This window comes from Curtobacterium sp. Csp1, from assembly GCF_013347185.1.
Map to the genome: position 1 here is coordinate 2,255,147 of NZ_CP054594.1, position 26,322 is coordinate 2,281,468.

Sequence of the window (26,322 nt, forward strand, 5' to 3'; positions counted from 1 at the left end):
CGGCGGTCACCTCGGCGATGGTCGTGAACGCGGCGTCGGGCTGCAGGGCGGCGTCGACGATGGTCTGCGGGTCGGCCAGCAGGGGGCGCTGGCCGATGGCCTTCAGGACCGCTTCGACACCGATCCACGCCGCGACCAGGGCGGTGACGATCAGGGTGATCGCGACCGCGGTGGACCGGGACCGGTGCACGCTCCGGCGGCGCAGGCGCCGCTCGAGCGAAGAAGTGCTGCTCATCAGTTCCTCCTGTTACCGGACCCGGTCCTCGTGCTCACGCACGATCCCGGTCAGTTCGATGTGGGCACTGCCCACCTGCCGCCCCGACAACTCCGACACCCGCGAGCGGACCCGCTCGGCGGCGGCCGAAGCCGCCCCGAGGACGTCCGCCTGGGCACGGATGGGGCCGGTGACGTCCAGCGCCAGGGCGCCGGCGTGGTCACCGAGCCCGACACGGACTCGCTTCGCGGGAGCGCCGAGCCGTTCGGCTGCGACTGCCCGGGCGAGGGCGGTCAGTGCACGAGCGGTGATCTCGACGCGGCCCGGGACGGAGCTCTGGGCGAGGCCCTCCGGGCCGGCGTTCACCGGGAGCTCCGGCGTCCGGTCAGCACGTCGGTCAGGGCGCCGCGGTCGATCTTGCCCGAGCTGATCGCGGCCACGAGGGCACCGATCGCACCGAACACGATCACCAGGACGAAGCCCCAGAAACCGAACTGCAGGGCCACGACGGCCAGGATGGCGCCGATCAGGGCGCCGACGAGTGTGTTACTCAACGCGCGACTCCTTCTTGTCCTCGTTGTCGTCGTCGTCACCCGGGATGTGGACGTCCTGGACGGTCACGTTGACCTCCGCGACCTCCATGCCGACGATCTGCGTGAGCGCACGGGCGACCGACGAGCGGACACCGTCGGCGACCTGCTGCAGCGACACGGGGTACTCGGCGACGATCACCACGTCGGCAGCGACCTGCTTCTCGCCGACCTCGACCTTGACGCCCTGGCCGTAGTCGCGCTGGCCGATCGCGTCACGCAGGGCGCCGATCGCACGGGCCGCGCCGTTGCCGAGGGAGTGCACGCCGTTGACCTCGCGGGCGGCGATGCCGGCGACCTTCGAGACGACGGTGTCGTCGATCGTGGTCTTGCCCGAGGTCGAACCCGAAGCGTGCGAGCCGGTCGCGCGAGCGGCGGTGGTGGCGGGGGTGGTGTTCGTGGTGTCAGCCATTGGTTGCTCCTTCCGAGGTGTCCGCCGGGCGATCCCAGCGGATGCTGTTCACGAGTGGGACGGACTGCCACCGAGGTTCGTCACGCTCGGTTCAGCGGTTCCAGAGAACTTCCAGCCAGGACGCCAGAACGGCGGTTCTCGTTGTACCCCGTGAGCTGAGGCTCAGGCCCGGCCGCCGATTCCGGCCCGGGTGTTGCGCCGTGCAGCGGAGCGGAGGGCGCGCACGTAGGCCATGGGGGACTGCCCGCACTCCTCCTGGAAGAGCTGCTGCAGCCGGCGAGGTCGGACACCGGCGGCCGCCGCGATCTGCTCGACCGTCAGCTCCGCGTCGACGTGCCGTTCGATGTGCGCCACGGCCCGTCGCACCCGCCAGGACGACCGGCCCATCTCGGGCTGCGCCGCGCGCGACGCCCGCAGGGTCGCGGCCGGGTCCTCGCCGAAGCGCTCCCGGTACGCCGCAGCGAAGCGCCCCGGGTTCGTGAAGCCCCACTGCCGCGCGATCGGGGTCACGCCGTCGTCGCCGGCGGCGTGCAGGAGTGCACGGCGGACGCAGTCCAGGCGGTGGTCGCGGAGGAACCGGTTCGGCGTCGTCCCGAGGGTGCGCGCGAAGACGTCCTGCAGCCCGCGCTGGCTCAGGCCGCACGCGGCGGCGATCTCGGGCACCGAGGGGCGGTCGGCGGCGTGGGCCTCGACGTACCGGATCGCGTCCCGCAACCGGTTCGCGACGGGGATGTCGTCCCCGCGGTCCCGCACCGGGAAGGTGTCGAGGACGACGGTCGCCAGCCGTCGGTTGAGCGCCGTGCGCATCGGACCGACCACGCGGTCGTCGAGGAGCGCCGGCGCGAGGTCCTGCACGAGCCGCCGCAGTGGTTCACGCTGCGCGACGGCCTCGTCCTGCTGGTCGAACAGGAGCGGCCCGGACGGCAGCCGGTAGCCGAGCTCGTCGCCGACGGACCGCAGGAAGGCGTCGGACAGGTGCAGGCCGTTGTAGACGGTGTCCGCCGACTCGAACCGGTACGCCTCGGACGCCGACGCGATGTAGGCGCTCCCCGGCTCGATGATCCGGGAGCGGTCCGCGAAGTGCATCTCGAGCAGGCCCTTGGTGAGCCAGAAGACCACGTGGTCGTCGCGCGGCCCGATGACGCCGCCCCGCCGTCCACCCTCGGAGCGCATGGTCCGCAGCGTGAGGTCGTCGTCGCCCACGATCGTGTACTCGTAGTGGGTCCCCTCGGTCACGAAGGTGTCCGTCCCGAGGTCGCGACCGTTGTACTCCGCGGAGAAGATCCGCTCGTACGAGGTGCCGTCGCCGTCGGTGAACCGCAGTCGGCGGAATCCGTTCGTCGACGAGGTGCTCACCCGCGCATCATGACAGCACTGTCCGGGAACCGCGCTGACGACTACGGATCGCGGACCGCAGACAGGCCCGGACACCCCCGGCCGGGAGGCACGTGGCGGGCCCGCCACGTGCCTCCCGGCCGATCCGCACCACCTGCGCGACCGCACGCGGAATACCCCAGGGGGGTACCGTGTTGGCCATGCCGGAGGACAGCATGCACGACCACGCGCACGTCGGGTACATCGACGACAAGGACGACCTGCTCAAGCGGCTCCGCCGCGCGGAGGGGCAGGTGCGTGGCATCGCGCGCATGGTCGAGGACGAGACGTACTGCATCGACGTCCTCACCCAGATCTCCGCGGCCAACCGCGCGCTCGAGCGCGTGGCGCTGTCGCTGCTCGAGGACCACCTGCGGCACTGCGTCGCCGAGGCGGTCGCCGAGGGCGGCGACGCCGCCGACGTCAAGGTGCGCGAGGCGAGCGACGCGATCGCACGCCTCGTGCGCTCCTGACCACCCCTGCTGACGATCACTGATCCACCGACCGGAAGGAACCCCATGAGCACCGAGACCCTCGCCGTCACCGGCATGACCTGCGAGCACTGCGTGGCGAGCGTCACCGAGGAGGTGTCCGAGCTCGAGGGCGTCACCGACGTCGCGGTCGAGCTCGTGCCGGGCGGCTCCTCGGCCGTGACCGTCACCTCCGACCGTCCGCTCGACCCCGCGGCCGTGCGCGCCGCCGTCGCCGAGGCGGGCTACGAGGTCGTGGCACGGTGAGCGACGGGGTCGTCGAGCTCGACATCACCGGCATGACCTGCGCCTCGTGCGCGAACCGGATCGAGCGCAAGCTCGGCAAGCTCCCGGGGGTCACGGCGACGGTGAACTACGCCACGGAACAGGCGCAGGTCGAGGTCGCCGGCCCGGACGCGGCGGACACCGCCGCCCTCATCGCCGCGGTCGAGGCCGCCGGGTACGGCGCGACCGTGCACGCCCCGGCGGCACCCGAGTCGGACGGCGACGTCCCGCCCGCTGATCCGACCGCGGCCCTGCGGCAGCGACTCGTCGTGTCCGCGGTGCTCGCGGTGCCCGTCGTGCTGCTGTCGATGGTGCCCGTGCTGCAGTTCCCGAACTGGCAGTGGGCGGCGCTCGCCCTCGCGGCCCCCGTCGCGGTGTGGGGTGCCCTGCCCTTCCACCGTGCGGCGTGGACGAACGCGCGGCACGGTGCGGCGACCATGGACACCCTGGTCAGCGTCGGGGTGGGCGCGGCGTTCCTCTGGTCGCTGTACGCGCTGTTCCTCGGCGACGCCGGGCGGCCGGGGATGCACATGGCGTTCTCGTGGTTCGCGACCGACCCCGAGGCGAGCGACCTGTACCTCGAGGTCGCGGCGGCCGTGACCGTCTTCATCCTCGCCGGGCGGTACATGGAGGCCCGGGCCAAGCAGCGCTCGGGCGAGGCGCTGCGTGCCCTGCTCGCCCTCGGGGCGAAGGACGCCTCGGTGCTCCGCGACGGCCCCGGCGGCCCGGTCGAGCAGCGGGTCCCGGCCGCCTCGCTCGTCGTCGGCGACGTCGTGGTCGTCCGACCGGGGGAGCGGATCCCGAGCGACGGCGTCGTCCGGGACGGCTCCTCGGCGGTCGACATCGGCATGCTCACGGGCGAGTCCGTCCCCGTCGAGGTCCGGCCGGGCGACCGGGTGACCGGGGCGACCGTCAACGTGGGCGGTCGGCTCGTGGTCGAGGTCACCGCGGTCGGCGCCGACACCGAGCTCGCGCGGATGGGCAAGCTCGTCGAGGACGCGCAGACCGGCAAGGCCGCGGTGCAGCGCCTGGCTGACCGGGTCTCCGCCGTGTTCGTGCCCGTCGTCATCGGACTCGCCGTCGTCGCGTTCGTCGGGTGGCTCGTCGCGGGCGGCTCGGTGACGGCGGCGTTCACCGCGGCCGTCGCGACGCTCATCATCGCCTGCCCGTGCGCCCTCGGGCTCGCGACCCCGACGGCACTGCTCGTCGGGACCGGTCGGGGGTCGCAGCTCGGCATCCTGATCGGTGGACCGCAGGCACTCGAGCGGACCCGGACGGTCGACACGATCGTGCTCGACAAGACCGGCACCGTGACGACCGGCGAGATGACGGTCCGGGACGTGCGGGCCGTCGCGTCGGCCGACGCCGCCACGGTGCTCGCGCTCGCGGCGTCCGTCGAGGACGGCTCCGAGCACCCCGTCGGCCGCGCCGTGGTCGAGGCGGCGCGCGCCCGGGGGCTCGACGTGCCCCGCGCGGTGGACTTCCGCGCGGTCCCCGGTGCCGGCGTGCAGGCGCTCGTGGGGACCGAGGTCGTGCTCGTCGGTACCGCGTCCTGGCTGGCGTCGGACTGGGCGATCGCGCTCCCGGACGACCTCGCCGCCGCCGTGTCCACAGTCGAGACCGCTGGCGGCACCGCGGTCGTGGTCGCCCGCGGCGGGATGGCCCTCGGGGTCGTCGTGGTCGGCGACACCGTCAAGCCCGAGGCCGCCGACGCGGTCCGGCGCTTCCGGGAGCTCGGGCTCCGACCGGTCCTGCTCACCGGTGACAACGCGGGTGCCGCCCGTGCGGTCGCCGAGCAGATCGGCATCGACGAGGTGCACGCCCGGGCCACGCCGGCGTCGAAGCTCGAGACCGTCCGGCGGTTGCAGGCCGAGGGACGGACCGTGGCGATGGTCGGCGACGGCGTGAACGACGCGGCGGCCCTGGCGGCGGCCGACCTCGGGATCGCGATGGGCGCCGGCACCGACGCGGCGATCGCGGCGAGCGACATCACGGTGGTGAGCGGCCGACTGACCGTCGTCGCCGACGCGGTCCGGCTCGCGCGGGCGACGCTGCGGACGATCCGGGGCAACCTGTTCTGGGCGTTCGCGTACAACGTCGCGGCGATCCCGCTCGCGATGGCGGGGCTGCTCAACCCGGTGCTGGCCGGTGCGGCGATGGCGTTCTCGTCGGTCTTCGTCGTGACGAACAGCCTGCGGCTCCGCCGGTTCGCCGCCCGGTCCTGACCGCAGCGACTCCGGGTGTGGGCGGTCGCGCGCGGTGCGCGGCTCCACCTGCGGGCTGGTCGCGCCTGGCGGTCGGCTCCCACGGACCGGTCGCGGACGTCCTGGCGGCGCTGCTCGCGTGACGCGCGCGGCGGACGCTGGTCGTGCCTCCCGTCCGGCGGTTCCTGCCCATCGCACGTGACGTGGGATGCAGGACCGCGCGTCGGAGGACGAAAGGTCCGGCACCCGATGCGCGGAACGGTCCGCCACGAGCGGAACGGCCGCTGTGCGCGCGCCTGTACGGACGGCACTACGCTCGGACGTGGTCCGCGACGCAGCGCTGCGGTGACCCGCGGGCTCGATTGATCGAACGCGATCCCAGGAGGACCGAAGTGACCGAATCTGCTCCCGTCGACCCCACGTCGACCGACGGCTGGAAGAAGCTCGCCGGCATCGCCGACGGCTTCACCCCCGACCTGCGCGGTTGGTTCGACAGCGACCCCGGTCGTGCCGAGCAGTACACGTTCCAGGCCGCCGACCTGACCGTCGACCTGTCCAAGGGCCTCGTGACGCCCGAGATCCTCGACGCGCTGCTCGAGGTCGCGAAGGACACGAAGGTCGCCGAGCGTTTCCGTGCGATGCTCGCCGGCGAGCACATCAACGTGACCGAGGACCGCGCCGTCCTGCACACCGCGCTCCGTCGTCCGAAGGGCATCGAGCCGGCGCTCGTCGTGGACGGCCAGGACGTCGACGCCGATGTGCACGCCACCCTCGACAAGGTCTACGCGTTCGCCGAGCAGGTCCGCTCCGGCGCCTGGACCGGCGTCTCGGGCAAGCGCATCGAGACCGTCGTGAACATCGGCATCGGCGGCTCGGACCTCGGGCCGGTCATGGTCTACGAGGCCCTGAAGCCGTACGTGCAGCCCGGGCTCGAGGCGCGCTTCGTCTCGAACATCGACCCCGCCGACATCTACGAGAAGACCGCGGACCTCGACCCCGAGACCACGCTCTTCATCGTCGCGTCGAAGACCTTCGGCACCCTCGAGACCCTGACGAACGCCCGCCTGGCGCGCCAGTGGCTCTGGGAGCGGCTCGGCCTGACCGACGCGTCCGAGGACGAGAAGTCGAACGCCGTCGCGAAGCACTTCGTCGCCGTGTCGACCGCGCTCGACAAGGTCGCCGCGTTCGGCATCGACCCGGAGAACGCCTTCGGGTTCTGGGACTGGGTGGGCGGCCGCTACTCGGTCGACTCCGCCATCGGGACCTCGGTCGTGATCGCCATCGGCAAGGAGAACTGGGAGCAGTTCCTCGCCGGGTTCCACGCCATCGACGAGCACGTCCGGACCACCCCGCTCGAGCAGAACGTCCCCGTCCTGATGGGCCTGCTCAACGTCTGGTACACGAACTTCCTCGGCGCCCAGAGCCACGCGGTCCTGCCGTACACGCAGTACCTGCACCGCTTCGCCGCGTACCTGCAGCAGCTCACGATGGAGTCGAACGGCAAGCGCGTCCGCTGGGACGGCAGCCCCGTCACGACGGACACCGGCGAGGTCTTCTGGGGCGAGCCCGGCACGAACGGCCAGCACGCGTTCTACCAGCTCATCCACCAGGGCACGCGCCTGATCCCGGCGGACTTCATCACGGTCGCGAAGCCGGCCCGTCCGCTCAAGGACGAGTCCGGCGACGGGAAGGCCGTGCAGCCGGGCCAGGACGTGCACGCCCTGTTCCTCGCGAACTTCTTCGCGCAGACGAAGGCGCTCGCGTTCGGCAAGACCGCCGACGAGGTCCGCGCCGAGGGCACCACGGACGAGGGGATCGTCGCGGCCCGCACCTTCACCGGCAACAAGCCGTCGACGTCGATCCTCGCGCCGGAGCTCACCCCGAGCGTCCTCGGCCAGCTCATCGCGCTGTACGAGCACATCGTGTTCACCGAGGGCACCATCTGGGGCATCGACTCGTTCGACCAGTGGGGCGTGGAGCTCGGCAAGCAGCTCGCGCTGCAGATCGCCCCGGCGGTCGACGGCGACCAGTCCGCGCTCGACGCGCAGGACTCGTCGACCAAGGCGCTCATCGCGAAGTACCTGGAGCTGCGCGGCTAGACCGCGTCACCCCGAGACGGACTGGAGGCGCGTGACGGGTCCGCCACGCGCCTCCCGTCCGTCTCGTGGGGGTCAGCGACCGAGCGGGTCGAGGTTCAGCGACGTGTCCTGGTAGAGCTCCTGGTCGTCGCCGAAGACCTGCAGGCCCTGGTTCAGCCAGACGAGGTCCTTCACGGTGATCCCGAACCGGAGCGCGACGTCCGCGATCAGGTCCCCGGACCGCACCGTGTAGGCCTTCGGCGCTCCGGACGCCGTCGTCGCCGTGACCGGACCCGAGGCGTTCGCCCGCACGCCGCCGTCCACCGGGTGCACGTTCGTCTGCCGAGCGGGCACGGACCACCGCACCGTCGAGACGGCGAGCACCTTGTCGAGCGCGATCTCGACGGGGACGTCCTGCCCCTGCGCGGCGGCCGAGGCGACGACGAGCTCGGTGAGTCCGGACGGGTCGACGCCGGAGCCGTCCAGCGGGACGTCGACCGACTGCGGCCCGGACGTCGGTCCGCCGAGGACGTGGTCCCCGACGCCGTGGTAGGTCAGGGCGTCGCCGACCTGACGGGCCTTCTCGAAGAACCCGACGCCCACGGGCACCGGCAGCGTCGAGGTGAAGCCCGTGTACTGCGCCGTGAAGGTGTCGTCGCCGTCGGCCACGACCCGGAGGTGGAAGTGGATGCTGCCCTTGGGCGATGCGACGTCGGCCTCGGTGAGCACGGTCCCGGCCGGGATCGGCGTGAGCTCGGGGTCGGGCGCCGCGGCCTCGGTCGGGGCGGGGGTCGGCACGCGCGGGGTGGCGGAGGCGGCCAGTCGCTCGGTGTCGGACGTGCCGTCGGCGGTCGCGGACGGCGTGGGGGTCGCGGTGGCCGACGCCGTCGCCGGGTCCGAGGGCGCCGGGAGCGCTCCGTCGGACCCGCGCAACAGCGAGCAGCCGGACAGTGCGACCAGGGTCAGTGCAGCGACGCTGATCGCGGCCGTTCGGTTCATGATTCCCCCTCGGGTCCGAGCGTACCGAGCCGCTCGCGACTGCACGAGTCCGAGGTGCACGGATGTGTCGCCGGACCCATGCTGTCGGTCGGAGCGGCTACCGTCGAGGGCATGGACCGCCACGAGATCCTCGCCGCCGCCGCAGCCGCCCACGCCGCACGGATCGCGGCCGCCGGCGGGGACGCCACCGACGCCCGACAGCGTGCCGAGGCGGTCGCCGGTCGGGAGCCCGGGTCGGACGCCGCCGACGCTGCCCGGTCGGTCGAGCGCCGTCGCGCGGGAGAGGTCGAGCGCGCGGCCTCGCGGACCGAGGGCGCCCTGTCCGACTGGCACCGGATGGGCACCCGCCGCGGGGTCACACCGGACGACCAGCTCCGGAGCGCGTGGGCCGTCACCGGCGTCCCGGAGTCCGGCGACGCCCGGGCGCTCGCGAACGTCCTGCTGTCCACCGCCGGGCACGCGGGACGGGTGGCGGACGCCGCACGGCGGAACCCGGCGCTCGCGGGGGCTGCGAGTGCCGCGGCCCGTCGGACGGTGCGGCGGTACACGGACCACGGAGCGGGGATGGCCTCGCTCGGGGACGTCCTGGGCGACGGGGCGACGGCGGCCGAGTAGCGCGCCGTGGTGCGGCGACGGTCACGGCTGTGCGGTGCCGTGCGTCTCGACTGGACCGAGGTGCGTTGTGACTCCGCACAACCGGAAGCAGCTCGCGCCACGGGCTTCCGTGGCGCGACGTGCTTCCGGTTGTGCCGAACGTCCCGGCCGGGTCGGTCGGCTGCCGACCGATCGACCGACCACCCGCCGGCCGTGGCGCGCGCCCGGGTGATTGGACCGCGCCCGCGCTGATCGGGGCTTTCATGGAGCGATCCACACGTCAGATTGGCTTAATGTGTGATTGACAGGACATGGATCGGGGCTACCATCGGTCCCACGCGAAGACGCGCGATCACCCGACGAAGGAGTCACCGCATGGTCGACATCAAGCCGACAGCACCGAAGGTCGCACTGCCCCCGGTGGGCACCGGCCCGCACCGTCGCCGCCTCGGCGTCCTGGCCCTCGTCGCCACGTTCGGCGGCCTGCTGTTCGGCTACGACACCGGCGTGATCAACGGTGCTCTGCTGCCCATGAAGCAGGAGCTCGGGCTGACGAACCTCACCGAGGGCGTCGTGACCAGTTCCCTGCTGTTCGGGGCCGCGATCGGCGCGATGCTCGGCGGTCGGATCGCCGACGGCTGGGGGCGTCGCAAGACGATCATCCTGCTCGCGGTGACGTTCTTCGTCGGCACCGTGGTCTGTGTCGCCGCGCCGGCGTTCGGCGTCATGGTGATCGGCCGAGTGCTCCTCGGGTTGGCGGTGGGCGGTGCCTCGACGGTCGTCCCCGTGTTCCTCGCCGAGCTCGCGCCGTACGAGATCCGCGGATCCCTCTCCGGTCGCAACGAGCTGATGATCGTCATCGGGCAGCTCGCGGCCTTCGTCGTGAACGCGATCATCGGCAACCTCTGGGGCGAGGGCAACGGCGTCTGGCGCGTCATGCTCGCCGTCTGCGCCCTGCCGGCGATCGCGCTCTTCGTCGGCATGCTCCGCGTCCCCGAGTCGCCCCGGTGGCTCGCGTCGAAGGGCCGCAACGACGAGGCGCTCGAGGTCCTCGGACAGATCCGATCGCGGGAGCGTGCGGTCGCCGAGCTCGACGACATCAAGCGGACGAACGAGTTCGAGGCGAAGGTCGAGCGGGTGAGCGGCTGGCGCACCCTGCTCGGCAACAAGTGGCTCATCCGCATCGTGCTCATCGGGGCTGGCATCGGCGTCGCGCAGCAGCTCACCGGCATCAACTCGATCATGTACTACGGACAGACCGTCCTGATCGAGTCCGGCTTCCAGCAGTCGGCAGCGCTCATCGCCAACATCGCACCCGGCGTCATCGCCGTGGTCGGCGGTGTGATCGCCATCGCCAACATGGAGCGGATCAACCGTCGGACGACGCTCATCATCGGGTACTCGCTGACCACGGTCTGTCACTTCCTGATCGGGATCGCGTCGATGACCCTCGTTGAGGGCAACCCTGCCCGGCCCTGGGTCATCCTGTTCCTGGTCGTCGCGTTCGTCGGATCGATGCAGACCTTCCTGAACATCGCCACCTGGGTCATCCTGTCCGAGATCTTCCCGACCCAGATCCGCGCGCTCGGCATGGGCATCGCGGTGTTCTGCCTCTGGATCGCGAACGCGTTCCTCGGACTCTACTTCCCGACGATCGTCGCCGCCACCGGGATCACCGGGACGTTCTTCGGCTTCGGCATCGTCGGCCTGCTGGCGCTCTTCTTCATCTGGAAGTTCGTCCCGGAGAGCCGCGGGCGCACCCTCGAAGAGGTCGAGGAGGGCGTCACCACCGGCAACATCTTCGTGGTCGACAAGAAGCAGACGCGCGCCTGAGGCGCGCGCACGGGACGGACGGGAGGCGCGGTGCCAGCGGGCACCGCGCCTCCCGTCCGTCTGCCGGTCACGCGGGGGACGCGAGCCCGGGAACCGACGTCGGCGGTGTCGGTACGCTCGGCGGTTGTACGGGTACAACCATGCGCGGAGGGTGGACAGGGTGACCGGACTGCAGGTGGCGGACCTCCCGCCCGCGCTCACGGCCGTCTGCGCCGTCCTGCTCGTCGTGGCGGTCGGCTGCGCCGCGTTCGTGGCCGTCGACGTCGTCCGTCACCCGCCGCACATGCGGGTGATGGCGCTCGTCTGGCCGCTCACGATGCTGTTCGGCAGCGTCGTGTGGCTCGTCTTCTACCTGCGCCGCGGCCGGGCGACCGTGGACGGACACGGCCGCTGGGCGGGTACCGCGATCGACACGAGCCACTGCGGTGCCGGGTGCGCGCTCGGCGACCTGGTGGGGGAGTTCGGGCTCGTCGCGTTCCCGGCGCTCGGCACGCTCGTCGGGCTCGGGTCGCTCTACGGGGACCCGATCTTCGCGGGCTGGATCATCGACTTCGTGATCGCCTTCGTGGTGGGGATCGCGTTCCAGTACGCGGCCATCGCCCCGATGCGCGGGCTCGGGTGGCGGGACGGGCTCGTCGCCGCGCTCAAGGCCGACACCCTGAGCATCACGGCGTGGCAGGTCGGCATGTACGGCGTGATGGCGCTGCTGCAGTTCGCGGTGCTCCCGGCGGTCCTGGGCGGTCGGCTCGCGGTGACGACGCCCGAGTTCTGGGTCGCGATGCAGCTGGCCATGGTCGCGGGCTTCGTGTGCTCCTACCCGGTGAACGCGCTCCTGGTGCGGTGGGGGCTCAAGGAGGCGATGTGACCGCCTGCCAGGATGAGGGCATGTCGGAGCACGCTGTCCAGGGGATCGACGAGGTCCTCGCCGCCTCCCGGGGGCTCCTCGGGGTCGTCGCCCGGTCCCTGGCCCCCGCGCTCGAGGACGTCACCGTGCCGCAGTTCCGGCTCATCGTCCTCGTCGTCTCCCTCGGGCCGACGCGCTCCGGCGACCTGGCCGACCGGCTCGCGGTCGGCCCCTCGACCCTGACCCGCAACGTCGACCGGCTTGTCGCGGGCGGCTGGGTCGAGCGGCGTCCCGGCGCCGACAACCGGCGCGAGGTCCGCATCGCCGCCACCGACCGCGGGCGCGCCCTGGTGGACGAGGTGACCGAGCGCCGCCGTCGTGAACTCGAGGCGATCGTCGCGGGGATGCCCGAGCAGGACCGTGCGGTCGCCGTCGCGGGCATGGCGGCGTTCCGCCGGGCGATGGGGGAGCCGGCGCCCGAGGAGGTCTCCGCCTTCGGGGGCTGACGCCGACCGCTCTTGCGGGGAGCAACAGTTGCATGCGTACAATCATTGCTTGCATGCAACTGATCGGAGGACCGTGCCCGCCCGCATCCCCACCGTCCACGCCCACGTCCGGCTCGCCGGGACCCGCTTCGGGTCCGCGGCGCTCCGCCTCGCCCTCCCCGCACTCGTCGTCGGCGCCGGCGCCGGGGTCGCCGCCGTCGTCTTCCGCTGGCTGATCGAGCACGCGACGCTCCTGTTCAGCGGCCACGCCGACTACGCCGCGACGACCGGGCACCCGCCGAACCCCTGGGTCCCGTGGCTCGGCGCCGGGTTCGTCGTCCTCGCCCCGGCCGTCGGCGGGCTGCTGTACGGACCGCTCATCCAGCGCTTCGCCCGGGAGGCCCGCGGCCACGGTGTCCCCGAGGTGATGTTCGCCATCGCCCGGAACGGCGGCCGGATCCGTGGCGGCGTCGCCGTGGTCAAGGCCCTCGCGAGTGCGATCTGCATCGGGTCGGGCGGCTCGGTCGGCCGCGAGGGGCCGATCATCCAGATCGGTTCGGCGCTCGGCTCGACGATCGGCCGGTGGATGCGGATGCCCGAGGGTCGGCTCCGCACGCTCGTGGCCTGCGGCGCGGCCGGGGGCATCTCGGCGACGTTCAACGCCCCGGTCGCCGGGGTGTTCTTCGCGCTCGAGCTCCTGCTCCGCGACTTCACGCCGACGTCGTTCGGGGCGGTCGCCGTCGCGAGCGTCACGGCGGCCCTGATCGGCCGTGCGGCCTTCGGGGACACGGCCTTCCTGCACCTGCCGACGATCGGCGCCGTGACCCCGCCGGAGTACCTGCTGTTCGCCCTGCTCGGGTTGCTCGCGGGCGCGGTCGGCATCGGCTTCACGCGCGTGCTGTACCTGGTCGAGGACCTCTGCGACGTGGCCTGGCGGGCGACCCGGGGCCCGGAGTGGCTGCGGCCCGTGGTCGGCGGGCTGCTGCTCGGCGCGCTGCTCCTGGTGCTGCCGCAGATGTACGGCGTCGGCTACCCGGTGCTCGAGGACGGGGTCGCCGGTCGGTACGCGCTCGGCTTCCTCGCGGTGCTCGTGGTCGGCAAGGTGCTCGCGACCTCGTTGACGCTCGGCATCGGCGGCTCCGGCGGGGTGTTCGCGCCGTCGCTGTTCGTCGGCGCGATGACGGGTGCGGCCTTCGGCGAGGTCGTGGCGTCGGTGGCGCCCGGGATGCACGGTCAGGTCGGTGCGTTCGCGGTCGTCGGGATGGGTGCGGTGTTCGCCGGGTCGACGCGGGCGCCGATCACGGCGGGGATCATGCTGTTCGAGCTGACGGGTGACTACGCCCTCGTGCTCCCGCTGTTCGTCGCGATCGTCGTCGCCACCGCGGTCTCGCGGGTGCTGTCCCGCGACACGATCTACACGCTCAAGCTCAGCCGCCGCGGGGTGGACCTGACCGACTCGGCACCGCTGCCGACCGAGGGTGCCAGGTCGGACGTGCCCGTCGGTGCGGCGGTCCGGCCGCTCGGACCGGTGCTGCCCGCCACGGCGACCGCGGACGAGGCACTCGCCCGGCTCGGTGCGGCGGACGCGGGGGCGCTGGTCGTCGTGGACGCGGACGGTCGCCTGACCGGGGTGGTGACGGCGCGGTCGGTCGGTGACGCGCTGCTCGCCGACGAGGGCTTCGGCACCCGCGTGGTCGGGGACGTCCTGGCGGACGTCGAGGCCGTCCCGGCCGACGCGCGGCTCGCCGACGTCGTCGAGCGGGTCGTCGACGCCGACGGCGGGACCGGACTGCCGGTCGTGGACGGCGACGGTCGGCCGGTCGGGTGGCTCGGCACCACGGACGCGCTGCGGGCCCTGGTCCCGACCCCGTGACGGACTGGAGGCCCGTGGCGGTCTCGCCACGGGCCTCCAGTCCGTCTGTGGTCCGGACCCGCTACGGGCGCAGGAGGACCTTGCCGACGCGACCGGCGGTGTCGCTGGCGCGGGCGGCGTCACGGGCGTCCTCGAAGACGAAGGTCTCGGAGACGGGGAGCGTCAGCGAGCCGTCGAGCACGCGCGTGATGAGCTCGCCGAAGAGCTGGCCCTTGAGCTCGGCGGGCATCGTCTTGCTGACGACCGCGCCCCAGAAGCCCTTGACGGTGAGCTGGCCGAAGATGACCTTGCCCGACGGGATCTCGAGCGTGGGGGAGGCCATCGCACCGAACACGACGAGCGTGCCGTTCTCGCCCAACACCGACGCGATGTCGCCGGCGGCCCTGCCGCCGACGGACTCGACGCCCGCGACGATCGGGGCGCCGCCGGTGATGGCCGCGACCTGGTCCTTCCAGTCGTCCGCGTCGGTGGCGACGATCCGGTCGATGCCCTGGGCGCGGAGTTCCTCGACGCCCTCGGCGCGACGAACCAGGCCGATCACGTTGATGCCGCGGGCCTTGCCGAGCTGTGCGACCATGCGGCCGACGGCGCCGTTCGCGGCGTTCTGGATGATCCAGTCGCCCTCGTGCAGGTCGAGCGAGTGCAGCAGGCTGATCGCGCTGAACGGCATCGAGACGAGCTGCGCGGCGGACTCGTCGTCCATCGCGTCGGGGACCGGGACGAGCCCGGCGGCGTCGGCCACGGAGTACTCGGCCCAGACGCCGAAGGTGCCGCCGGCGACGCGCTGGCCGACCTGCAGGCGGTCGACGCCCTCGCCCAGGGCCTCGACGACGCCGAGCGCCTCGGTGCCGCTGGCGGCGGGCAGCTCGGGCTTGAAGCCGTAGGTGCCGCGGATGGTCCACAGGTCGTGGTTGTGGATCGGGGAGAGGACGGTGCGGACGAGCACCTGGCCGGGGCCGGGCTGCGGGACCGGGCGCTCGGCGACGGTCAGGACGTCGGCGGGCTCACCGAAGGTCTCGTGCACGACGGCGCGCATGGTGGTGGGGGTGGTGTCGGTCATTGGGTCAGTCCTCCGAGACGACGATGGTGACGTCGATGTTGCCGCGGGTCGCGTTCGAGTAGGGGCAGACCTGGTGCGCGGCGTCCGCGAGGGCCTGCGCGACGTCGTGCTCGACGTCCGGGATGACGACCTCGAGCATGACGGCGAGCTGGTAGCCGCCCTGGCCGTTCGGGCCGATGGACACGCGGCCGCCGACGGTCGAGTCGGTGATCTTCACCTTCTGCGCGCGGGCGACGCCCTGCAGCGCGGAGTGGAAGCACGCGGCGTAGCCGGCGGCGAAGAGCTGCTCGGGGTTCGCACCGTTGCCGGAGCCGCCCATCTCCTTCGGGATGGCCAGGTCGTGCTCGACGCGGCCGTCGCTGGTGGCGACGTGGCCGTTGCGGCCTTCGCCCGTGGCGAGGGCCTCGGCGGTGTAGAGGACGTCCATGTGGGTCCTTCCTTCCTTCGTGGGGGTCAGTGGGCCGGCGACGGGGCCGGCCCGAGTCTCGGGGTGGGCGACGAGTCCCGCGTCCGTCAGCCCGAGACTCGTCGCCGAGAGCGCGACTCGGGGCCGGGACCGGCTGTGGGTGCGGGGCCGGAGGTGGATCCGGGGGCCGGTGCGTCGGCGGCAGCGTGCATGGTGGCCGTCAGGCGCTGCAGGTTCGCGATGAGCTCGAGCGCGGCCTGCTCGTCCGGCAGGCCCATCCCGGCGGCGATGCGCGCGGGGACGTGCGCGAGTTCGGGCCGGATCGAGCGGCCCCGGTCGCCGAGGGTCACGGTGACGACGCGCTCGTCGGTGCTGCGGCGTTCGCGGCGGACCAGGTCGGACTGCTCCATGCGGCGGAGCAGCGGCGAGAGCGTGCCCGAGTCGAGCTGCAGGTGCTCGCCGAGGCTCGACACGGTCTGGTCGCCCTCGATCCACAGGGTCACGAGGACGAGGTACTGCGGGTAGGTCAGGCCCCAGGGCTCGAGCAGCGCGCGGTACGCCTGGGTGGTGGCCCGGGACGCCGCGTAGAGCGAGAAGCACACCATCTCGTCGGTCACCGGCATGCCCCCAAGTGTGCCACGCAATCCAGTTGTGCACAACCCGGTTGCGCGCAGTGCTGCGTGGCGCCTTCGCGAAACGCAACGTGGGCGGTTCCTCGCAGCGACATCTCGCTGCGAGGAACCGCCGAGGTTGCGTCTTGGGGGGGGGGGCTCAGGCGGACATGGGGGTCGGCTGCTCGTCCGATCGGGGGTCGGGGCGACGGAGCCGGAGCGTCGCGGCCAGGCCGAGCACGAGGAACCCGGCGGCGGACCACGCTGCGGCACGGGTCCCGTCGCTGAAGGCCGTGGCGGCGACGTCGGCGGTCGCTGCGTCGCGCTCCCGGAGGCCGGCGATCGCCCCGCCGGAGGAGGTCACGACCGCGTCGGACACCCGGGACGCGACGCCGGACGGGGTCCCGGCGTCCTCGAGCCGCTGCTGGACGAGTCCGCCCGTGCTGGTGAAGAGCACCGTCCCGAGCACCGCGATGCCGAGCGCCGACCCGATCTGCCGCGCGGTGCTCTGGGCGCCGGAAGCCTCGCCGCTGCGCTCCACCGGGACGTCCTGCAGCACGACCCCGGTCAGCTGTGCGGTCGCGAGCCCGACGCCGAACCCGTAGACGAACAGGCACGGCACGACCGCCCACCACGGCGTGTCCGCGGAGACGACGAACCCGATCGCCGCGACCCCGACGATCTCCGCGGCGATGCCGATCCGGACGATGGGGAGCGGGCCGATCCGTTGGCCGGCGGTGGCCGCGAACCCGCTCGCCACGAACGAGCCGATCGCCAGCGCGAGCAGGACGAAGCCGGTCTGCAGTGCCGAGTAGCCGAGCACGTTCTGCAGCCAGAGCGGCAGCGACAGGACGATCCCGAACTCGCCGAGCGACACGATCAGGGCCGCGATCGAGCCGTTCCGGAACGACCCGATGCGGAACAGGTCGAGCGCGATCAGGGTCGAGCGTCCCGAGCGCTGCCGGCGTCGGGACCAGGCGACGAAGGCGATCCCGGCGACGATGGTCAGCGCGAAGGCGAACGGGATCGGGGAGGTGCCCGCCGGCCACGCCCAGTCGCCGACGCGGAAGCGCTCCGCGGGCGTCCATCACCCGTACGTCCGCCCCTCGATCAACCCGAACACGAGCGACGCGCTCGTCAGCACGCTGAGCACGGCACCGATCACGTCGATCCCGCCGGCGTGTGCGGCGTCCCGGGACTCCCGGACGGTGAGGAACGCACCGACGACGATCGCGATGCCGAGCGGCACGTTGATCCCGAACGCCCAGCGCCACGAGAAGTCCGTCGTCAGCCAGCCGCCGAGCAGCGGGCCGACCGCGACCATGCCGCCGATGGTCGATCCCCAGACCGCGAAGGCGATGCCACGCTCACGCCCGGTGAAGGTCGCGTTGACGAGCGACAGCGTGGTCGGGAGCACCATCGCGCCGCCCAGGCCCTGCAGGATCCGGGCCGCGACGAGCAGGTCCCCCGTCGGGGCGATCGCCGCGAGCACCGAGGCCACCACGAAGACCGAGACGCCGATCGTCAGCAGGCGCCGGCGTCCGTAGCGGTCGGCGAGCGAGCCGAGCACGAGCAGCAGCGCGGCGAACACCAGGGTGTAGCTCTCCTGGACCCACTGCACGAGCGTCGAGTCGATGTCCAGGTCGGCGACGATGCGCGGGATCGCGACGTTCACGATCGTCGAGTCGACGATGATCAGGGAGACCGCGACGCTGATGACGACGAGTCCCGCCCAGCGGCGACGGTCGGGGACGGACGGGGTGTGCACGGGCCCTCCTGGTGGTCGGCAGACGGAGATCGTCAGCATGCTGACGACAATGTACGCCTGCGGCCCGTGCGCGTCCGGGTCGATGTGTCCGGGGACGCGTCCGGCCGGCGCACACGTCCCGCACCGCCCGCGTCCGGTTAGGCTGACCCGAGCCACGATGACCAACCACGACACCGACCGCACCGCGACCCCGCACCCGGGCACCACCCTCCGCACCGGGACCGGGTCCTCCCACGGCAAGACGATCCTGATCGGCGAGCACGCCGTGGTGTACGGCGTACCCGCACTCGTGCTGCCCGTCCTGGACGTCCGCGTGACCGCGACCGCGACCCCGGTGTCGTCGACCTCGGGCAGCGCACTCGAGTCCACCGTGCACACCGGTCCGCTCGACACCGCGCCCGCCGCCGTGCTGCCGACCGTCACGGCGGTCACGGCCACGCTGCGGCACCTCGGCGCCCCCGAGCAGCACCTGCACGTCCGCGTCGACAGCGCCGTGCCGACAGCCCGCGGCATGGGGTCGAGCGCCGCGGTCGCCGCCGCCGTCACGGCCGCCGTCGCCGACGTCTTCGACCGGACCCTGGACGCGCAGGAGCACCACGAGCTCGTGCAGGAGTGCGAGCGGGTCGCCCACGGCCGACCGTCCGGGCTCGACGCCCGCGGTGTGGTCGCCGACGTCCCGGTGTGGTTCGAGGACGGCGTCGTCGAACCCGTCCCGCTCGGCGCCGCGTTCACGTTCGTCGTCGCCGACACCGGCGTCCCCGGGCACACGCGCGAGGCCGTCGCCGCCGTGCGGGAGCGGCACGACCGCGACCCGCAGGCCGTCGACGCCGTGGCCGCGGCGATCGGCGACCTGGCCCGTCGCGCACGGGGGACACTCGTGGACGGCGACGCACAGGGCCTCGGTGCCACGATGGACGCCGCGCACGGACTGCTCACCGAACTCGACGTGTCGAGCGCGGACCTCGACCGGCTCGTCGACGCCGCACGCCGTGCGGACGCCCTCGGCGCGAAGCTCACCGGCGGTGGGCGCGGCGGATGCGTCCTCGCGCTCGTCGCCGACGCCGCGCACGCCGACCGCGTCGCGACGGCCCTCCGTGCCGCCGGCGCGACGGAGACCTGGACCACCACGATCGGAGCCCGCGCCCTATGACCGCCACCGCCGTCGCGCACCCCAACATCGCGCTCGTGAAGTACTGGGGCAAGGCCGACGCGCAGCTCGCCCTCCCGGCGACGGGCAGCGTGTCGATGGGCCTCGACGTGTTCCCGACGACCACCACCGTCACGCTCGACGGTGCCGCGGCGGCGGACTCGCTCGTGCTGAACGGCGGCGCGGCCCCGGACGGCGCCCTGCTCCGCGTGCAGCAGTTCCTCGACCTCGTGCGCCAGGCCGCGGGGTCGTCCGTGCACGCCGCGGTGGTGTCGGAGAACACCGTGCCGACCGGCGCTGGGCTGGCGTCGAGCGCGTCGGGCTTCGCGGCGCTCGCGACGGCCGCGGCCGCCGCGTACGGGCTCGACCTGTCCGAGCGCGACCTGTCCCGGCTCGCCCGTCGCGGCTCCGGTTCGGCCACCCGGTCGATCCCCGGCGGCGTCGCGGTGTGGCACGCGGGCGACGACCAGGCGTCGTTCGCCGAACGCGTCCCCGCGCCGCCGATGGCGATGGTGGTCGTGACGATCTCGGCCGGCGAGAAGGCGGTCGGGTCGCGCGAGGCGATGCGCCGCACGATCGCGACCTCGCCGTTCTACCCGGCGTGGGTCGAGTCGACCACGGCCACCGTCGACGACATGCTCGCCGCGTGCGCCGCCGGCGACTTCGCCCGCATCGGCGAGCTCACCGAGAGCAACGCGCTCCGCATGCACGCCACGATCGAGGGCGCGTTCCCGCCGATCCGCTACCTGAACGCCCGCAGCGTCGCCGTGTTCGACGCCGTCGCCGGACTCCGTGCCGACGGGCTGACCGCGTACGCCACGGCCGACGCCGGCCCGAACGTCGTCGTGCTCACCACCCCCGAGGACCGCGGCGCCGTCGCTGCCGCGCTCGCCGACCTGGGAGACGTCATCGAGTCCGGCACCGGACCAGGCGCGCACCTGCTCCGCTCCGAAGGAACGGAGGCACCCGGAGCGGGTGCCGTCCGACCGGAGGAGACCGCCGAGTGATCGAGTTCCGCGCCCACGGCAAGCTGTTCGTCGCGGGCGAGTACGCCGTCGTCGAGCCCGGGCAGCCGTCCGTGCTCATCGCCCTCGACCGCGCCATCACGGCCCGGGTCGCCGAGGGCCACGGCTCGGGCAGCGTGCACTCCGAAGAGTACGGCCACCTGCCGCTCACCTGGACCCGCGCGGACGACGGGCTCGCGCTCGACCGCGAGCACCACCCGTACGACTACGTGATGGCGACGATCGACCTCGTCGAGAAGCTCCGCGCCGAGCGGGGGATCGCCCCGCGGTTCCACGACCTGCGGATCGAGAGCCAGCTCGACGACGCCAGCGGCCGGAAGTTCGGGCTCGGGTCCTCCGCCGCCGTGACCGTCGCGACCGTCGGCGCGCTCGACCGCTTCTACGGCATCGGGCTGTCCCAGCGCGACCGCTTCCGGGTCGCCCTGCTCGCCACCATCCGGGTGAACCCCCGGGCGTCCGGCGGCGACCTCGCGGCGAGCACGTTCGGCGGGTGGCTGCGGTACAGCGCGCCCGACCGGGAGCGCCTCGCGGGGATGCTCGGCGGCCGGACGGTGTCCGAGGTCCTGGCCGACGCGGACGCCTGGGCCGGCTTCGACGTCGAACGGCTGCCGGCGCCGAAGGACCTCGAGCTCCTGGTCGGCTGGACCGGTTCGCCCGCGTCCACGACGAAGCTCGTCGACGTCGTGCGGCGCCACCGCAACGGTGGTTACCCGGCGTTCCTCGACGAGAGCCGGACGTGCGTCGACGACCTGACCACGGGCCTCCGGTCCGGTGACGCGGCGCAGACGCTCGACGCCCTGCGACGCGCCCGCACGCTCCTGCAGGGGCTCGGCGCGTCGGTCGGGTCGCAGATCGAGACCGAGCGCCTCGCGACCCTGTGCGACGTGGTCGAGGCGGCCGGCGGGGCGGCGAAGCCGTCCGGCGCCGGCGGCGGCGACTGCGGCATCGCGCTCGTCCCGGCGGACACCGACCTCGCCGGCATCCACCGCGCCTGGGAGGCGCACGACATCAGACACCTCAGCGTCGCGGTGCAAGCGCCCGAAGGGAGCGTCGAATGACCGACCTGCTGACCCCGATCCCCACGAAGTGGGTGGGGCCGATCCGCGTGAGCGGCAACGCCGTTGAGGGCGAGCACGAGGTGCCGCTCGCGACGTACGAGTCGCCGCTCTGGCCGTCCGTCGGCCGCGGCGCCCGTGTCTCGCGGATGGTCGAGGGCGGGATCGTCGCGACCGTCGTCGACGAGCGCATGACCCGCTCCGTCGTCGTGAAGGCCGACAGCGCCGCCGCCGCGCACATCGCCGCGGGGCGGATCCTGGCGCGCCAGGACGAGCTCGAGCAGCTCGTCGCCGGGCAGAGCCGGTTCGCGAAGCTGATCGAGGTGCACCCGGAGATCGTCGGCGACCTGCTGTTCCTGCGCTTCGCGTTCACCACGGGCGACGCCTCCGGCCACAACATGGTCACGCAGGCGGCGGACAAGCTGCTGCCGGCGATCCTCGCGTGGGAGCCGGGCCTGCGGTACGTCAGCGTCTCGGGCAACTTCTGCACCGACAAGAAGGCCACCGCGGTGAACGGCATCCGCGGACGCGGCCGGAACACCATCGCCGAGATCGTCATCCCGGGCGAGGTCGTCGAGAAGCGGCTCCGGTCGAGTGCCGCGCGGATCGCCGAGCTCAACGTCGCGAAGAACCTCGTCGGGTCGACGATCGCCGGTGCCCTGCGCTCCGCGAACGCGCACTACGCGAACATGCTGCTCGGCTTCTACCTGGCCACCGGGCAGGACGCCGCGAACATCGTCGAGGGCTCGCAGGGCATCACCTACGCCGAGGCCCGCGGCGACGACCTGTACTTCTCGACCGCGCTGCCGCACCTGATCGTCGGCACGGTCGGCAACGGCAAGGGCGGCGACCTGCCGGTCGTCGAGGACGCGCTCGTGCGGCTCGGCTGCCGCGAGGAGCGCGAACCCGGCGCGAACGCCCGACGCCTGGCGGCCCTGTGCGCCGCCACGGTCCTCTGCGGTGAGCTCTCCCTGCTCGCCGCCCAGACGAACCCCGGAGAACTGATGGCGGCCCACGTCGCCATGGAACGCCGGGGCTCCCGGCCTGCAGGAGGTGCAGCATGACCGCGCAGCAGCCGCTGAGCATCGGCATCCACGACATCGCGATCGCCACCGGCCACCACGTGCTCGAGCTCGACGACCTCGCCGAGCGCCTGGGTGTCGACCCCGCGAAGTACCACGTCGGCATCGGCCAGGACGCGTTCAGCGTGCCCGCGCCCGACGAGGACATCGTCACGATGGGGGCCGCCGCCGCCAAGGAGGTCATCGACCGCCACGGCGTCGAGGGCATCCGCACGGTGCTGTTCGCCACCGAGTCCGGCGTCGACCAGTCCAAGGCCGCCGGCGTCTTCGTGCACGGGCTGCTCGGCCTGCCGCAGTCGGTGCGCGTCGTCGAGCTCAAGCAGGCCTGCTACGGCGGGACCGCGGCCGTGCAGCTCGCGCTCGGCATCGTCGCGCGCGCCCCGCACGAGCGGGTGCTCGTGATCGCCGCCGACGTCGCGCGCTACGACGTCGACACCGCCGCGGAGCCCACGCAGGGCGCCGGCGCCGCCGCGATCCTGGTGTCCGCCGACCCGGACCTCGTCGAGCTCGAGCCGGCCGCCGGTGTCTTCACCGCCGACGTCGACGACTTCTGGCGTCCGAACGACCGCTCCACGGCGCTCGTCGACGGGCGGCTCTCGGTGAGCGCGTACGTCGACGCCTTCGTCGGCGCCTGGGACGACCTCGCCGCGCAGGGCGGTCCCGCGTACGCCGACATCACCCGCTTCGTGCACCACCAGCCGTTCACGAAGATGGCCCTCAAGGCGCACCGGAAGCTGACGCAGCACGTCGGGGAGCCCTTCGACGAGTCCGAGCTCGCGATCGGCTTCACCTACAACCGGCAGACCGGCAACACCTACACGGCGTCGATCTGGATCGGCCTCGCGGCACTCCTCGACCTGGACGACGAGCTCGGCGGGCAGCGCATCGCGATGTTCAGCTACGGCTCCGGCAGCGTCGGCGAGCTCATGACGGGCATCGTGCAGCCGGACTACCGGTCGCACCGCCGCGAGGGTCGCGTGCGCGCGGTGCTCGACGCGCGCGTCCGGCTGACGGTCGACGAGTACCGCGCGCTGCACGCCGGCGGCGCCGCCACCAGCGAGGACGTCGAGCGTCCCCGGGTCACCGCCGGTCCGTACCGGTTCGCCGGGGTGCGCGGTGGCGCGCGCCACTACGAGGCGGTCGCGCAGGACTGAGCGGGTCCGGCCCGCCAGGACGCGGACGGGAGGACCGTGGCGGGCCCGCCACGATCCTCCCGTCCGTCGTCCGGTCACCCCGCGACCGCGCGCGCCGTCGCCGGGACCGCACCGCCCGACGCGTGGATCCGGGCCGGTAGGCTGTCCGCGGGACGAGGGGGAGTCGATGGCAGGGCGGAACGTGACGACGGTGGTCGCCGACCTCGTGCGCACGCTGCCGGCCGACCCGCGTCTCGACGACGTCGTGGCCGCGGTCGCCCGCACGGTCGGCACGCCGACCCGCGTCGTCGACGTGGACGGCCCGTCGTGGGGCAGCCTCACCGCACTCGTCTCGCAGGCGCCGCACGAGAACCTCGTGCTCGTCCCCGCCGCCGTGCCGCCCCTGTACCGCATGCACTGCGTGCTGCACGAACTCGGGCACCTGCTGCACGGCGACGCCGGGGCGCCGACGCCCGCGTCGGTCGCGTCGCTCGCCGCGGGGACGAACGTGTGCCAGCGGGACGTCGACGGCCGGAGCGCGGCGCACGCGGACGACCCGACGCAGACTGCCGGGCACGGGCTCGTGCGCGTGTCCGGCGACGACGAGCACTTCGCGGAGCGCTTCGCGTACGAGGTCGCCACCGTCCTGCTCGGCGCGGGGTCGTCGGACGAGCGGGCCTACGGCTGATGGGTGCCCTGCACGCCGCCACCTTCTGGTGCGCGGCCCTCATCTTCGTGGCGCGGACGCCGTCGGTGTGGCGGAACCCGCGCGGTCGCGCGGCCTGGGCGGCGACCGGGGTGGGCGCCCTCGGGCTCCTCACCCTCGGCAGCGTCGTGCCGCAGACCGTGCTCGACGGGTGGCTCGGCGGCACGAACCTCATCAACCTCGTGCAGAACGTCTGCGCGACCACCGCCTTCTGGCTCATGCTCCGCGCGTCCACGGGCGACCTGCCGCGCCGACCGGTCCTGGCGCACCCCCTCGCGCTGCTCGCCGTGGTCACCGCGTTCACGATCCCGTTCGCCTGCATCACCGACCGGGGCACGACCGCGTTCCACTTCATCGTGCTCGGCATCGACCAGACCGCGATGTGGCTCTACGCCTCGGTCTACATGGCCTGCGTGGCCGCGATCACGGTGACGACGCTCGTGCGCGGGATGCCGACCGGGCGCGGGGCACTCGGGGTCTTCCGGGTCGGACTCGTCCTCGTCACCCTGGCCAGCGTCGAGGAGATCGTGTCGCTGACGGCCGACCACCTCGGCCTGGCCACCCCCGGCGTCCGCGACGCGTTGCGGTTCGCGTTCGACCCGCCCTTCTACCTCGGCATCGTGCTCGTCGTCGTCGGGATGGCCTCGTTCACGGTGCGCCGGTGGGTCCGCGACCTGCGGCTCGGCCGGCACCACCGTCGGCTCGCCCGCGTCGTCCGACACCACGGTCTGCGGCCCGTCGACCGCCGTGCCGACCTGCGGGTGCGGACGTACGACCTCGTCATCGCGATCCGCGACGCCGAGGTGCAGGGACGGACGATCGACCCGGGCGAGCTCGCGCACGTGCGGTCGGCGGAGCGGCTGCTCGCTCGGAACCTCGGAGGATGACGGCATGACGGTCGTGGTGTGGGCGCTCGTCGCCCTGGTGGTGCTCGTGGTGGTCGGCGGGCTGCTGGCCGTCCGTGCGGTGGTCGGCAAGATCGTCCTGCCCGGGCGGCACCGGTGGACGCCGGTGCTCGACGCGGACGCCGACTCGGTGCAGCTGCCCCTGACCGCCGACACGCTGCGGCCGGGGGAGTACGGCCTGTGGCACGAGGGCGACGGACACACCACGGTCGGGCCGGTGCTCGAGGTCGACGAGGCCGCCGGCACCGTCCGCCGCGCCGTGGTCCGGACGACCGGCGCGGTGTCCGCCCGCATCCGGTGGAGCGGTCACGTGCACCCCGACCCCGCCGCGATGGAGGTCGACTGGTCCGAGGTGTCGATCCCGACCCCGCTCGGCGCGGCACCCGCGTGGGTGGTGCGCCCCGCCCGCCCCGACGACGACGCCGCGGCCACGTGGGCCGTCCACGTGCACGGCATCCGGACGACCCGGGTGACCGCGCTCCGGACCGTCCCGGCGGCGCTCGAGGCCGGCTGGACCTCGATCGTGCCATCGTTCCGCGGAGACGGTGAGGCGCCGTGGGAGGGACGCGCGTCCCACCTCGGTGCCCGGGAGTGGGTCGACGTCGAGGCAGCCCTCGACCACGCGGTCGCGAACGGTGCTCGGCGGATCGTCCTGGTCGGCTGGTCGATGGGCGCCACGATCACCCACGAGCTGCTGCTGCGCTCGGCCCACCGCGACCTGGTCACGGGCGTGCTGCTCGTGGCGCCGGCGCTCGACTGGGAGGCGGCCGTCCGCTTTCAGGCGGCCCGCACCCCGGTGCCCGGGTTCGTCGTCTCCGCGGCCCTCGCGGCGATGCGCACGCCGCTGCTGCACCGCGTGGTCGGGCTCCGGGCGCCCGTCGACGTCCGGGCGCTGTCGTGGCTCCGGGTCCCGCCGCCCCTGCCGCCGACGCTGCTCGTGCACTCCGACGGGGACCGCACCGTGCCGTTCGCCGTGAGCCAGCAGTTCGCCGCGGGGGAGCCCGACCGGGTGACCCTGGTGGTCAGCGGCTCGGCCGAGCACGCGTGGGAGCGGAACCTCGACGCGGCGTGGTTCGACGCGCAGGTCGCCGGGTGGATCGCGGGGCTGCCCGCGCGCTGAGGGCGCTGCACCGCGTCGCGCTGATCGGGTGGTGACCCGGGGACGGACG

General features: G+C 73.3%; 25 protein-coding genes and 2 pseudogenes. 17 read left to right on the forward strand and 10 right to left on the reverse strand.

Translation table 11 applies throughout. The features are described from left to right. The 5 genes and pseudogenes from HUN58_RS20245 to HUN58_RS10805 form a co-directional block, all read right to left on the reverse strand. Window positions 1-235: pseudogene (locus HUN58_RS20245) on the reverse strand (hypothetical protein); the annotation flags it as partial. A gap of 12 nt (window positions 236-247) precedes the next feature. After that, window positions 248-580, reverse strand: coding sequence for a hypothetical protein (locus HUN58_RS10790; protein WP_114850590.1), 333 nt, complete (start codon window positions 578-580; stop codon window positions 248-250). Next, complete coding sequence (locus tag HUN58_RS10795; protein ID WP_022902999.1) at window positions 577-768, reverse strand: DUF2273 domain-containing protein; 192 nt, start codon at window positions 766-768, stop codon at window positions 577-579. The genes HUN58_RS10790 and HUN58_RS10795 overlap by 4 nt, the downstream gene beginning before the upstream one ends. Further along, the gene (locus HUN58_RS10800) at window positions 761-1,216 is read right to left on the reverse strand and encodes an Asp23/Gls24 family envelope stress response protein (protein WP_114850588.1); all 456 of its coding nucleotides are present in this window, start codon (window positions 1,214-1,216) and stop codon (window positions 761-763) included. Before HUN58_RS10800 ends, HUN58_RS10795 begins: the two co-directional genes overlap by 8 nt. Window positions 1,217-1,378: 162 nt before the next feature. Beyond that, window positions 1,379-2,572 (reverse strand): helix-turn-helix domain-containing protein, encoded by a 1,194-nt coding sequence (locus tag HUN58_RS10805; RefSeq protein ID WP_180224745.1) that lies wholly within the window; start codon window positions 2,570-2,572, stop codon window positions 1,379-1,381. Window positions 2,573-2,751: 179 nt separating this feature from the next. Between HUN58_RS10805 and HUN58_RS10810 the strand changes: the two genes are divergently transcribed. The 4 genes from HUN58_RS10810 to pgi all read left to right on the forward strand — a co-directional run bounded on the left by HUN58_RS10810 (window position 2,752) and on the right by pgi (window position 7,648). Next, complete coding sequence (locus HUN58_RS10810) at window positions 2,752-3,063, forward strand: metal-sensitive transcriptional regulator (protein ID WP_180224746.1); 312 nt, start codon at window positions 2,752-2,754, stop codon at window positions 3,061-3,063. A gap of 45 nt (window positions 3,064-3,108) precedes the next feature. Then, the gene (locus tag HUN58_RS10815) at window positions 3,109-3,327 is read left to right on the forward strand and encodes a heavy-metal-associated domain-containing protein (RefSeq protein ID WP_114850586.1); all 219 of its coding nucleotides are present in this window, start codon (window positions 3,109-3,111) and stop codon (window positions 3,325-3,327) included. Next, the gene (locus HUN58_RS10820; protein WP_180224747.1) at window positions 3,324-5,570 is read left to right on the forward strand and encodes a cation-translocating P-type ATPase; all 2,247 of its coding nucleotides are present in this window, start codon (window positions 3,324-3,326) and stop codon (window positions 5,568-5,570) included. The genes HUN58_RS10815 and HUN58_RS10820 overlap by 4 nt, the downstream gene beginning before the upstream one ends. 371 nt (window positions 5,571-5,941) lie before the next feature. Then, a complete protein-coding gene (gene pgi, locus HUN58_RS10825; RefSeq protein ID WP_058742471.1) occupies window positions 5,942-7,648 on the forward strand; it encodes a glucose-6-phosphate isomerase in 1,707 nt (568 codons plus the stop codon). A gap of 72 nt (window positions 7,649-7,720) precedes the next feature. Here the strand turns inward: pgi and HUN58_RS10830 are convergent, their stop codons facing one another. Beyond that, a complete protein-coding gene (locus HUN58_RS10830; protein ID WP_141862701.1) occupies window positions 7,721-8,626 on the reverse strand; it encodes a LysM domain-containing protein in 906 nt (301 codons plus the stop codon). Window positions 8,627-8,737: 111 nt separating this feature from the next. Here HUN58_RS10830 and HUN58_RS10835 point away from each other — a divergent pair, with 111 nt between their 5' ends. The 5 genes from HUN58_RS10835 (at window position 8,738) to HUN58_RS10855 (ending at window position 14,255) form a co-directional block, all read left to right on the forward strand. Further along, window positions 8,738-9,241: a hypothetical protein gene (locus HUN58_RS10835; protein ID WP_141862700.1), complete on the forward strand. Its 504-nt coding sequence runs from the start codon at window positions 8,738-8,740 to the stop codon at window positions 9,239-9,241. A 354-nt stretch (window positions 9,242-9,595) separates the two neighbouring features. Further along, window positions 9,596-11,053, forward strand: coding sequence for a sugar porter family MFS transporter (locus tag HUN58_RS10840; RefSeq protein WP_141862698.1), 1,458 nt, complete (start codon window positions 9,596-9,598; stop codon window positions 11,051-11,053). 160 nt (window positions 11,054-11,213) lie between these two features. Further along, entirely contained in the window at window positions 11,214-11,918 is a 705-nt protein-coding gene (locus HUN58_RS10845; protein WP_241490207.1) for a DUF4396 domain-containing protein, read from the forward strand. 20 nt (window positions 11,919-11,938) lie between these two features. Beyond that, entirely contained in the window at window positions 11,939-12,403 is a 465-nt protein-coding gene (locus HUN58_RS10850) for a MarR family winged helix-turn-helix transcriptional regulator (protein ID WP_058742475.1), read from the forward strand. A 73-nt stretch (window positions 12,404-12,476) separates the two neighbouring features. Continuing rightward, window positions 12,477-14,255: a chloride channel protein gene (locus tag HUN58_RS10855; RefSeq protein WP_180224748.1), complete on the forward strand. Its 1,779-nt coding sequence runs from the start codon at window positions 12,477-12,479 to the stop codon at window positions 14,253-14,255. Window positions 14,256-14,316: 61 nt separating this feature from the next. On the opposite strand, the gene HUN58_RS10860 is transcribed toward HUN58_RS10855, so the two are convergent. From HUN58_RS10860 to HUN58_RS10875, 4 genes and pseudogenes are all read right to left on the reverse strand, one after another. Continuing rightward, on the reverse strand, window positions 14,317-15,291 hold the full coding sequence (locus HUN58_RS10860) for a zinc-binding dehydrogenase (RefSeq protein WP_180226125.1): 975 nt from the start codon (window positions 15,289-15,291) through the stop codon (window positions 14,317-14,319). A 28-nt stretch (window positions 15,292-15,319) separates the two neighbouring features. Then, window positions 15,320-15,742, reverse strand: coding sequence for an organic hydroperoxide resistance protein (locus tag HUN58_RS10865; RefSeq protein WP_058729284.1), 423 nt, complete (start codon window positions 15,740-15,742; stop codon window positions 15,320-15,322). Window positions 15,743-15,828: 86 nt separating this feature from the next. Next, window positions 15,829-16,344 carry a MarR family winged helix-turn-helix transcriptional regulator gene (locus tag HUN58_RS10870; RefSeq protein ID WP_180224749.1) on the reverse strand — a complete coding sequence of 172 codons (516 nt, stop codon included), beginning with the start codon at window positions 16,342-16,344 and terminating at the stop codon, window positions 15,829-15,831. A gap of 148 nt (window positions 16,345-16,492) precedes the next feature. Further along, window positions 16,493-18,139 (reverse strand): annotated as a pseudogene (locus tag HUN58_RS10875) (DHA2 family efflux MFS transporter permease subunit). A 118-nt stretch (window positions 18,140-18,257) separates the two neighbouring features. On the opposite strand from HUN58_RS10875, the gene mvk reads away from it, so the two are divergent. The 8 genes from mvk to HUN58_RS10915 all read left to right on the forward strand — a co-directional run bounded on the left by mvk (window position 18,258) and on the right by HUN58_RS10915 (window position 26,273). After that, window positions 18,258-19,250: a mevalonate kinase gene (mvk, locus tag HUN58_RS10880; RefSeq protein ID WP_180224750.1), complete on the forward strand. Its 993-nt coding sequence runs from the start codon at window positions 18,258-18,260 to the stop codon at window positions 19,248-19,250. Further along, complete coding sequence (mvaD, locus tag HUN58_RS10885) at window positions 19,247-20,254, forward strand: diphosphomevalonate decarboxylase (RefSeq protein WP_180224751.1); 1,008 nt, start codon at window positions 19,247-19,249, stop codon at window positions 20,252-20,254. Before mvk ends, mvaD begins: the two co-directional genes overlap by 4 nt. Further along, on the forward strand, window positions 20,251-21,330 hold the full coding sequence (locus HUN58_RS10890; RefSeq protein WP_114850575.1) for a phosphomevalonate kinase: 1,080 nt from the start codon (window positions 20,251-20,253) through the stop codon (window positions 21,328-21,330). Before mvaD ends, HUN58_RS10890 begins: the two co-directional genes overlap by 4 nt. Continuing rightward, entirely contained in the window at window positions 21,327-22,391 is a 1,065-nt protein-coding gene (locus HUN58_RS10895) for a hydroxymethylglutaryl-CoA reductase (RefSeq protein ID WP_114850574.1), read from the forward strand. The genes HUN58_RS10890 and HUN58_RS10895 overlap by 4 nt, the downstream gene beginning before the upstream one ends. Continuing rightward, complete coding sequence (locus HUN58_RS10900) at window positions 22,388-23,563, forward strand: hydroxymethylglutaryl-CoA synthase (protein WP_141862684.1); 1,176 nt, start codon at window positions 22,388-22,390, stop codon at window positions 23,561-23,563. The genes HUN58_RS10895 and HUN58_RS10900 overlap by 4 nt, the downstream gene beginning before the upstream one ends. A 166-nt stretch (window positions 23,564-23,729) precedes the next feature. Further along, window positions 23,730-24,230: a hypothetical protein gene (locus tag HUN58_RS10905; protein ID WP_114850572.1), complete on the forward strand. Its 501-nt coding sequence runs from the start codon at window positions 23,730-23,732 to the stop codon at window positions 24,228-24,230. Further along, complete coding sequence (locus HUN58_RS10910) at window positions 24,230-25,135, forward strand: hypothetical protein (protein ID WP_114850571.1); 906 nt, start codon at window positions 24,230-24,232, stop codon at window positions 25,133-25,135. Before HUN58_RS10905 ends, HUN58_RS10910 begins: the two co-directional genes overlap by 1 nt. A gap of 4 nt (window positions 25,136-25,139) precedes the next feature. Beyond that, window positions 25,140-26,273: an alpha/beta hydrolase gene (locus HUN58_RS10915; protein ID WP_114850570.1), complete on the forward strand. Its 1,134-nt coding sequence runs from the start codon at window positions 25,140-25,142 to the stop codon at window positions 26,271-26,273. Window positions 26,274-26,322: the final 49 nt, after the last annotated feature.

What these genes read in the sequence shown, in the direction of transcription:
- HUN58_RS10800 (WP_114850588.1), bottom strand. Translation starts at nt 1,216, where the DNA reads ATGGCTGACACCACGAACACCACCCCCGCCACCACCGCCGCTCGCGCG.
- HUN58_RS10810 (WP_180224746.1), top strand. Translation starts at nt 2,752, where the DNA reads ATGCCGGAGGACAGCATGCACGACCACGCGCACGTCGGGTACATCGAC.
- HUN58_RS10815 (WP_114850586.1), top strand. Translation starts at nt 3,109, where the DNA reads ATGAGCACCGAGACCCTCGCCGTCACCGGCATGACCTGCGAGCACTGC.
- HUN58_RS10830 (WP_141862701.1), bottom strand. Translation starts at nt 8,626, where the DNA reads ATGAACCGAACGGCCGCGATCAGCGTCGCTGCACTGACCCTGGTCGCA.
- HUN58_RS10835 (WP_141862700.1), top strand. Translation starts at nt 8,738, where the DNA reads ATGGACCGCCACGAGATCCTCGCCGCCGCCGCAGCCGCCCACGCCGCA.
- HUN58_RS10840 (WP_141862698.1), top strand. Translation starts at nt 9,596, where the DNA reads ATGGTCGACATCAAGCCGACAGCACCGAAGGTCGCACTGCCCCCGGTG.
- HUN58_RS10850 (WP_058742475.1), top strand. Translation starts at nt 11,939, where the DNA reads ATGTCGGAGCACGCTGTCCAGGGGATCGACGAGGTCCTCGCCGCCTCC.
- HUN58_RS10860 (WP_180226125.1), bottom strand. Translation starts at nt 15,291, where the DNA reads ATGCGCGCCGTCGTGCACGAGACCTTCGGTGAGCCCGCCGACGTCCTG.
- HUN58_RS10865 (WP_058729284.1), bottom strand. Translation starts at nt 15,742, where the DNA reads ATGGACGTCCTCTACACCGCCGAGGCCCTCGCCACGGGCGAAGGCCGC.
- HUN58_RS10870 (WP_180224749.1), bottom strand. Translation starts at nt 16,344, where the DNA reads ATGCCGGTGACCGACGAGATGGTGTGCTTCTCGCTCTACGCGGCGTCC.
- mvk (WP_180224750.1), top strand. Translation starts at nt 18,258, where the DNA reads ATGACCAACCACGACACCGACCGCACCGCGACCCCGCACCCGGGCACC.
- mvaD (WP_180224751.1), top strand. Translation starts at nt 19,247, where the DNA reads ATGACCGCCACCGCCGTCGCGCACCCCAACATCGCGCTCGTGAAGTAC.
- HUN58_RS10895 (WP_114850574.1), top strand. Translation starts at nt 21,327, where the DNA reads ATGACCGACCTGCTGACCCCGATCCCCACGAAGTGGGTGGGGCCGATC.
- HUN58_RS10900 (WP_141862684.1), top strand. Translation starts at nt 22,388, where the DNA reads ATGACCGCGCAGCAGCCGCTGAGCATCGGCATCCACGACATCGCGATC.
- HUN58_RS10905 (WP_114850572.1), top strand. Translation starts at nt 23,730, where the DNA reads ATGGCAGGGCGGAACGTGACGACGGTGGTCGCCGACCTCGTGCGCACG.
- HUN58_RS10910 (WP_114850571.1), top strand. Translation starts at nt 24,230, where the DNA reads ATGGGTGCCCTGCACGCCGCCACCTTCTGGTGCGCGGCCCTCATCTTC.
- HUN58_RS10915 (WP_114850570.1), top strand. Translation starts at nt 25,140, where the DNA reads ATGACGGTCGTGGTGTGGGCGCTCGTCGCCCTGGTGGTGCTCGTGGTG.